The 6,406-nt window shown below is 65.4% G+C and carries 4 protein-coding genes; all 4 read right to left on the reverse strand.

Going from position 1 to position 6,406, the window contains the following annotated elements; genetic code table 11:
- Nucleotides 1-1,118 (reverse strand): alpha-amylase family glycosyl hydrolase (locus ACXJL8_RS30440; RefSeq protein WP_456686119.1); only part of this gene is annotated, 1,118 nt, incomplete at its 3' end.
- Entirely contained in the window at nt 1,115-3,193 is a 2,079-nt protein-coding gene (gene glgX / locus ACXJL8_RS30445; RefSeq protein WP_456617970.1) for a glycogen debranching protein GlgX, read from the reverse strand. The genes ACXJL8_RS30440 and glgX, both read right to left, overlap by 4 nt.
- 3 nt (nt 3,194-3,196) lie before the next feature.
- Nucleotides 3,197-5,344, reverse strand: coding sequence for a 1,4-alpha-glucan branching protein GlgB (glgB, locus tag ACXJL8_RS30450; protein WP_456686120.1), 2,148 nt, complete (start codon nt 5,342-5,344; stop codon nt 3,197-3,199).
- On the reverse strand, nt 5,337-6,406 hold a 1,070-nt coding region (locus ACXJL8_RS30455; RefSeq protein ID WP_456686121.1), incomplete at its 5' end, for a putative maltokinase. The genes glgB and ACXJL8_RS30455, both read right to left, overlap by 8 nt.

The following is a 6,406-nucleotide window of genomic DNA, read 5'->3' on the forward strand; positions in this document are numbered from 1 at the left end:
CCGCTCGGCTCACCGCGCGGCTTCTTGCCCCAGAATTCCGAGATTTCGCCCTGGTAGACGAAGCCGGACGCCATTGCTCGCGCGAGATCCATGCGCGGGGTCTGATAATCGGCATAGTAGCCGGCGAGCTCGCCGGTCAGCATCACATGCCAGACGTGATGGTAGTCGTCGTTCCACTGCGCGCGATATTTGCCGTTGGGCGGATCCTGCGCGGCATCGAGCAGGCTCGCGCGATTGTCGCCGTTCTCCAGCACCAGATGGATGTGCCGTCCCGTCGCCTTGGCGAGTTCGCCGGCGGTGACGCTGAGATCCTGCAGCATCGACTGCTCGCCGGGGATCGCCATGATGTGGTTGGCGGCGTCCAATCGCAGGCCGTCGAAGCGGTAGTCGGTGAGCCAGGACAGCGCGCTCTCGACTGCAAACGCGCGTACCTGCGGCAGCCGATAGTCGATCGCGCTGCCCCACGGCGTGTGTGCGTCGGTGAAGAAGGCCGGCGCGTAGCGGCCGAGGTAATTTCCTTCGGGGCCGAAATGGTTGTAGACCACGTCGAGAAACACCATCAGCCCGCGCAGATGCGCTTCGTCGATCAGCGTCTTCAGGTCCTCGGGACGGCCATAGGCGTTGTCGGGCGCGTACCACAGCACGCCGTCATAGCCCCAGCCGCGGCGGCCGGCGAAATCGGCCAGCGGCATCAGCTCCAGCGCGGTGACGCCGGTCGCGACCAGATGATCGAGCTTGCCGATCATGGCGCGGTAGGTCCCCTCACGCGTGAAGGTGCCGACATGCGTTTCGATCAACACCGTCTCTTCCCAGGGACGGCCACGCCAATCGCTCGCACGCCACGTGAAGGCGTCGTGATCGACCACCTCGCTCGGGCCGAACACGTCCTCGGGCTGGAACGCCGAGGCCGGATCGGGCACGTCGATCTCGTCGTCGATTCTGAATTTGTAGGGGCTGCCCGTGGTCAGGCCGGAAATGTCGGCCACATACCAGCCATCCTGCCGGCGCTGCATCGCGTGCCGCCGGTCGAGCAGGAGATCGACACGGCGCGCACCGGGCGCCCACAAGCGGAACGATACGCCGTCCTTCGTCGGCCTGGCGCCGAAGGATGGCCTCATAGCGCCCCCGCAAAGGCGAGCACGGAGCGCGGCGGCGCCTTGCTGTCGCTTCCGGGCTGAAAGTCAACCGTGTTCAGCTTGGCTTCGGTCGTGTTCAGGATCTGCTGCCAGCTCTTGTATCCGGTCATCTTGGGCAATTTGAATGCGATCTCTTCGGGGGCGGCGTTCAGAATGATAAAGATCGCGGCGTCACCCGGTTCCATCGGCCCCATCACATAGGAGAGGAACCTGCCTTCCGGGAATTTCCAGTCGTTCTCCGTCATCTCGTCGCCGGCCGGCGTCAGCCACAACACCCCGTAGGCCACGCCGTCAGCGGGGCGGCCGTCGAGCCAGCGGTGGCTGCGCAGCTGCGAGAACCGGCGCCGGATATCGGCGAGATGAGCGACGAAATCGATCATGTCGTCGCCGTCCCTGCCGAGATTGTCCCAGCTGATCCAGCCCACCTCGTTATCCTGGCAATAGGCGTTGTTGTTGCCGGATTGCGAGTTGCCGACCTCGTCGCCGGCGAGGATCAGCGGAATGCCCTGCGCCAGCATCAGGCAGGCCAGCACGTTCTTGCGAAGCTGACGGCGCAGGCCGAGAATCTCGGGATCGTCGGTCGGGCCCTCGACGCCGCAATTGTTGCTGTGGTTGTCGTTGGAGCCGTCGCGATTGTCCTCGCCATTGGCCTCGTTGTGCTTCTCGTTGTAGCTGAAGAGGTCGGCGAGGGTGAAACCGTCGTGCACCGTGATGTGATTGATGCTGGCGCGCGGCCGCCGCCCGTCGTGGTTGAACAGGTCGGATGACGCGGTCATGCGGCTGGAAATGTCGCCGATCAGGCTGCCTTCGCCGCTCCAGTAGCGCCGCATGGCGCTGCGGTAGCGGTCGTTCCACTCCGACCATTGCGAGGGGAAGGCGCCGACCTGATAGCCGCCGAGGCCGAGATCCCAGGGCTCGGCGACGAGCTTGACGGCGGCCAGCACCGGGTCCTGCCGGATCGCGGTCAGGAACGAGCTGCCGCGATCATAACCGTTCGGTCCGCGCGCGAGCGTGGTGGCGAGGTCGAAGCGGAAGCCGTCGACATGGCAGACCTCGACCCAGTAGCGCAGCGAATCCATCACCATCTGGAGCACGCGCGGATGAGTGAGGTTCACCGACGAGCCGCAACCGGTGAAGTCGTCGTAGTAGCGCGGGTTCTCGCGGTTCAGCCAGTAATAGGAGGCGTTGTCGATGCCGCGATAGCACAGCGTCGGACCGAGGTGATTGCCTTCGGCGGTGTGGTTGTAGACGACGTCGAGCATCACCTCGATGCCGGCATCGTGCAGGCGCGCCACGGTCGTGCGAAAGGAATCGAGCGCGTTGTCCTGGGCGTAGCGCTGCTCCGGCGCGAAGAACGACAGCGTGTTGTAGCCCCAGTAGTTGGCGAGCTTCTTCTCGACCAGAATACGGTCGTCAACGAAGCTGTGGATCGGCAGCAGCTCGACCGTGGTGACGCCGAGCTTCTTCAAATGCTCGATCATCGCCGGCGACGACAGGCCGCCATAGGTGCCGCGCAGGTTCGGCGGCACGTCCTCGCGCTTCTGCGTCAGGCCCTTGACATGGGCTTCGTAGACGATGGTGTCTTCCCAGGCGATATTGGGGCGGATCTCGCGCCGGCCCCAATTGAACGTCTCGTCGACGACGACGGCCTTGGGCATGCCGCGCGCATTGTCGCGCCGGTCGAACGACAGATCCTCGCGCGCGCTGCCGGTGCGATAGGCGAAATGCGCATCGCTCCAGACCAGCCGCCCGGAAAGGCGCTTGGCGTAGGGGTCGAGCAGCAGCTTGTTGGCGTTGAAGCGGTGGCCGTGCTCGGGCTCGTAGGGGCCATGCACCCGATAGCCGTAGAGCTGGCCCGGCGAGACGTCGTTGAGATAGCCGTGCCAGACGTCCTCGGTGCGCTCCGGCAATTCGATGCGTTCGAGCTCGCGCCGGCCCTGGCTGTCGAACAGGCAGAGCTCGACCCTCTCGGCGTGGGCGGAGAACAGCGCGAAGTTGGTGCCGCGTCCGTCCCAGCTTGCGCCGAGGCGTGCGGGCGATCCAGCGGTCAGGCGCATGGGTCAGCTTTCCGGAACGAGGAAGATCGCGGCCAGAGGCGGGATGGTGAGGCGAAGCTCCGGCGCCTTGCCGTCGACGGCATGAACCTCGCCGATGTTTCCGACATTGCTGCCGCCATAATGGGCGGAGTCGGAATTGAACACCTCTTTCCACTTGCCGGCGAAGGGCACGCGAACGCGGTAGTTGCGATAGACGTTGGGTGAGAAGTTGACCACCACCAGGCAGCGCGCGTGCTCGTCAAATCCCTTGCGCAGCCAGGCAAACACGTTGCGGTTGGCGTCGTCGGTGATCACCCATTCGAAGCCGGCCTGGTCGCAATCCATCTGGTGCAGCGCGGGCACCGCCCGATAGAGGCGGTTGAGGTCGCGGATCAGCGCCTGGATGCCGGAATGGTACTTGTATTCGAGCAGGTGCCAGTCGAGCGACTGGTCGTGATTCCATTCGCGGCTCTGCGCGATCTCCGCACCCATGAACAACAGCTTCTTGCCGGGATGGCCGAACATGAAGCTGTAATAGGCGCGCAAATTCGCAAAGCGCTGCCACTCGTCGCCGGGCATCCGGCCGAGGATCGAGCGCTTTCCGTGCACGACCTCGTCATGCGACAGCGGCAGGATGAAGTTCTCCGAGAACGCGTAATGCAGGCCGAACAGGATCTCGCCGTGATGATGCTTGCGGTGGATCGGATCCTTGCTGATGTAATTCAGCGTGTCGTGCATCCAGCCCATGTTCCACTTGTAGCCGAAGCCGAGCCCGCCGAATTCGACCGGGCGCGACACCTGCGGCCAGGCCGTGGATTCCTCCGCCGCGGTGGTCGCCTGCGGGAAGCGCGCGTATAGCTCGGTGTTGAAGCGGCGCAGGAATGCGATCGCCTCGATGTTTTCCCTACCGCCATACTGGTTCGGAATCCAGGCGCCCGGCGGCCGGCTGTAGTCGAGATAGAGCATCGAAGCGACCGCATCGACCCGCAGGCCGTCGATCGCGTAGCGCTCGAGCCAGAACAGYGCGTTCGACACCAGGAAGTTCGTCACTTCGGTGCGGCCGTAATTGTAGATCAGCGTGCCCCAGTCGAGGTGGCGGCCCTGGAGCGGATTGGCATGCTCGTAAAGCGAGGTGCCGTCAAAGCTGCCGAGCCCGTGCGGATCGTCCGGGAAGTGGCCGGGCACCCAGTCGAGCAGCACGCCGACGCCCTCGCGGTGGCAGGCATCGACCAGCGCGGCAAAATCCTCCGGCCCGCCGAAGCGGCTGGTCGGCGCATAGAGCCCGGTCGGCTGATAGCCCCATGAGCCGTCGAAGGGATGCTCGCTCACGGGGAGGAATTCGAGATGAGTGAAGCCCATGTCGCGGGCGTAGGCCGGCAACTGCTCGGCGAGCTCGCGATAGGTCAGCCATTCATCGCCGTTCTTGCGCCGCCACGAGCCGAGATGGACCTCGTAGATCGACATCGGCGCCGACAATGCGTTGATGCCGTCCGGCGCTGGGCGGGGACGTGCGAGATGCGCCTCGTCGAAGACGATGGAGGCCGTCTTTGGCCGGACCTCGCTTGCAAACGCCAGCGGATCGGATTTCAGCGGCAGTTGATGGCCGTGCGGCCCGACGATGTCGAACTTGTAGTGATCGCCCGCCTTGGCGTGGGGGATGAACAACTCCCAGTAGCCGGCGCCACGCACCCGCATCGGATGGCGCCGCGCATTCCAGAAGTTGAAATCGCCGACCACGGCGACGCGCCGTGCATTCGGCGCCAGCACCACGAAGYCGATGCCGGCGACGCCTTCGAGCGTCATCGGATGCGCGCCGAGCTTGTCGTAGRGGCGCTGATGGGTGCCTTCGCCGAGCAGATAGAGGTCGAAGTCGGTCAGGATCGGCGGAAAGCGGTAAGCGTCCTCGAACTCGACGACATTGTCGCCGAACTTCGCGCGCAATTGGTAATGCTTGGAGCCGTTGGGCAGGGCGCCGACGAACAGGCCGGAATCGTGGACGCGGTCGAGCCTTGCCACCTCGCCATGCTCGCCGACCGCCTCGACGTTGGAGGCCTCGGGGAGAAAAGCGCGCACCACGCTCCTCCCGCCCTCGGGATGCAGCCCGAGATAGTGGAACGGGTCGGAATGGCGGCCCTCGATGATCGCGTAGGCCTCGGCAGGCAGTTTAGGCATCGGCTTCGCTCTCGGCATTGGACAGCATGCGAAGCAGCCGGGTCAGCGGCGCATTGAGCCCTTCCGGCCGGTTGGACAGCTCGTACTCTACTTCGTCGAACGCTTGATCAAGCAGGAAAAACATTAACAGGCCTTCCGCGGAATCCTGGTCTTTCGGCCACAGCCGCCGATCGGTCATGGCCTCGCGGTACGCGGACAGGAAGGTCGAGACGGCGCGCTCGCGCCATTCGCCGAGCGCGGCCGCGAGCCGGCCCTGCTCGTCGGAGGCCCCCGAAAACGCACGGTTGAACGCCGCGGCCACCGCCAGATCGATCGAGCGGATCAGCCCGGCGACGTCGCGCGCGGCCGGCGCCTTGCGCCGCTTGTCGGCCAGGGCCAGGCGCGGATGGCCGTCGAAGTCGATGATGAAGATATCGTCCTTCACGATCAGAGTTTGCCCGAGGCGGAAGTCGCCATGATGACGAATGTTCAACCCGCCGATGCCGGATGGCAATAGCGCATTCAGCCGGGCGGACAGGCGCCCGCCCGCCGCGGCGAGCTGGTCGACCAGCGGCCGGTCGGTTTCCCGCAAATTGCCGCGGTTCTCGGCCAGCTGCTCGAACACGCGCTCGGCGCGCGCCTTGAGGTCCGAGGTCCAGCGCTTGAGGTGCGCCGGGCTGATCGGCTCGGGGGCGAGGTCGCCGGCCTTTGCGGCGGCGAGCGCGATGTGCAGCTCGGCAAGCCGCCGGCCGGTTTGCGCCAGATGGTGCAGATAGGGCACCTGGTCCGGCTTCGCGCGGGAGGTCTCGCCCGCCGGCGCCAGCCGCTGTTCATCCACGTAGCGGTCGAGATAGGCCGCCGTCACCGCCCAGCCGTCGCCCTGGTTCTCGACATAGGCGTGCAGCACGCCCAGCGCGCTGCGCTGGTCGCCCTCGACCAGCTCGACGCTGCCGAGCAGCGCCGGCGTATTGGCAAAGCGGGCGATCTCGGTGAGGTAGCGGCCGATCTCGATCTCGGGATTGGTGCCTCCTTCGAGCTGGCGATAGATCTTGGCGACGTATTGGTTGTCGACCAGCGCGGTGC

Source organism: Bradyrhizobium sp. P5_C11_2 (assembly GCF_054049755.1).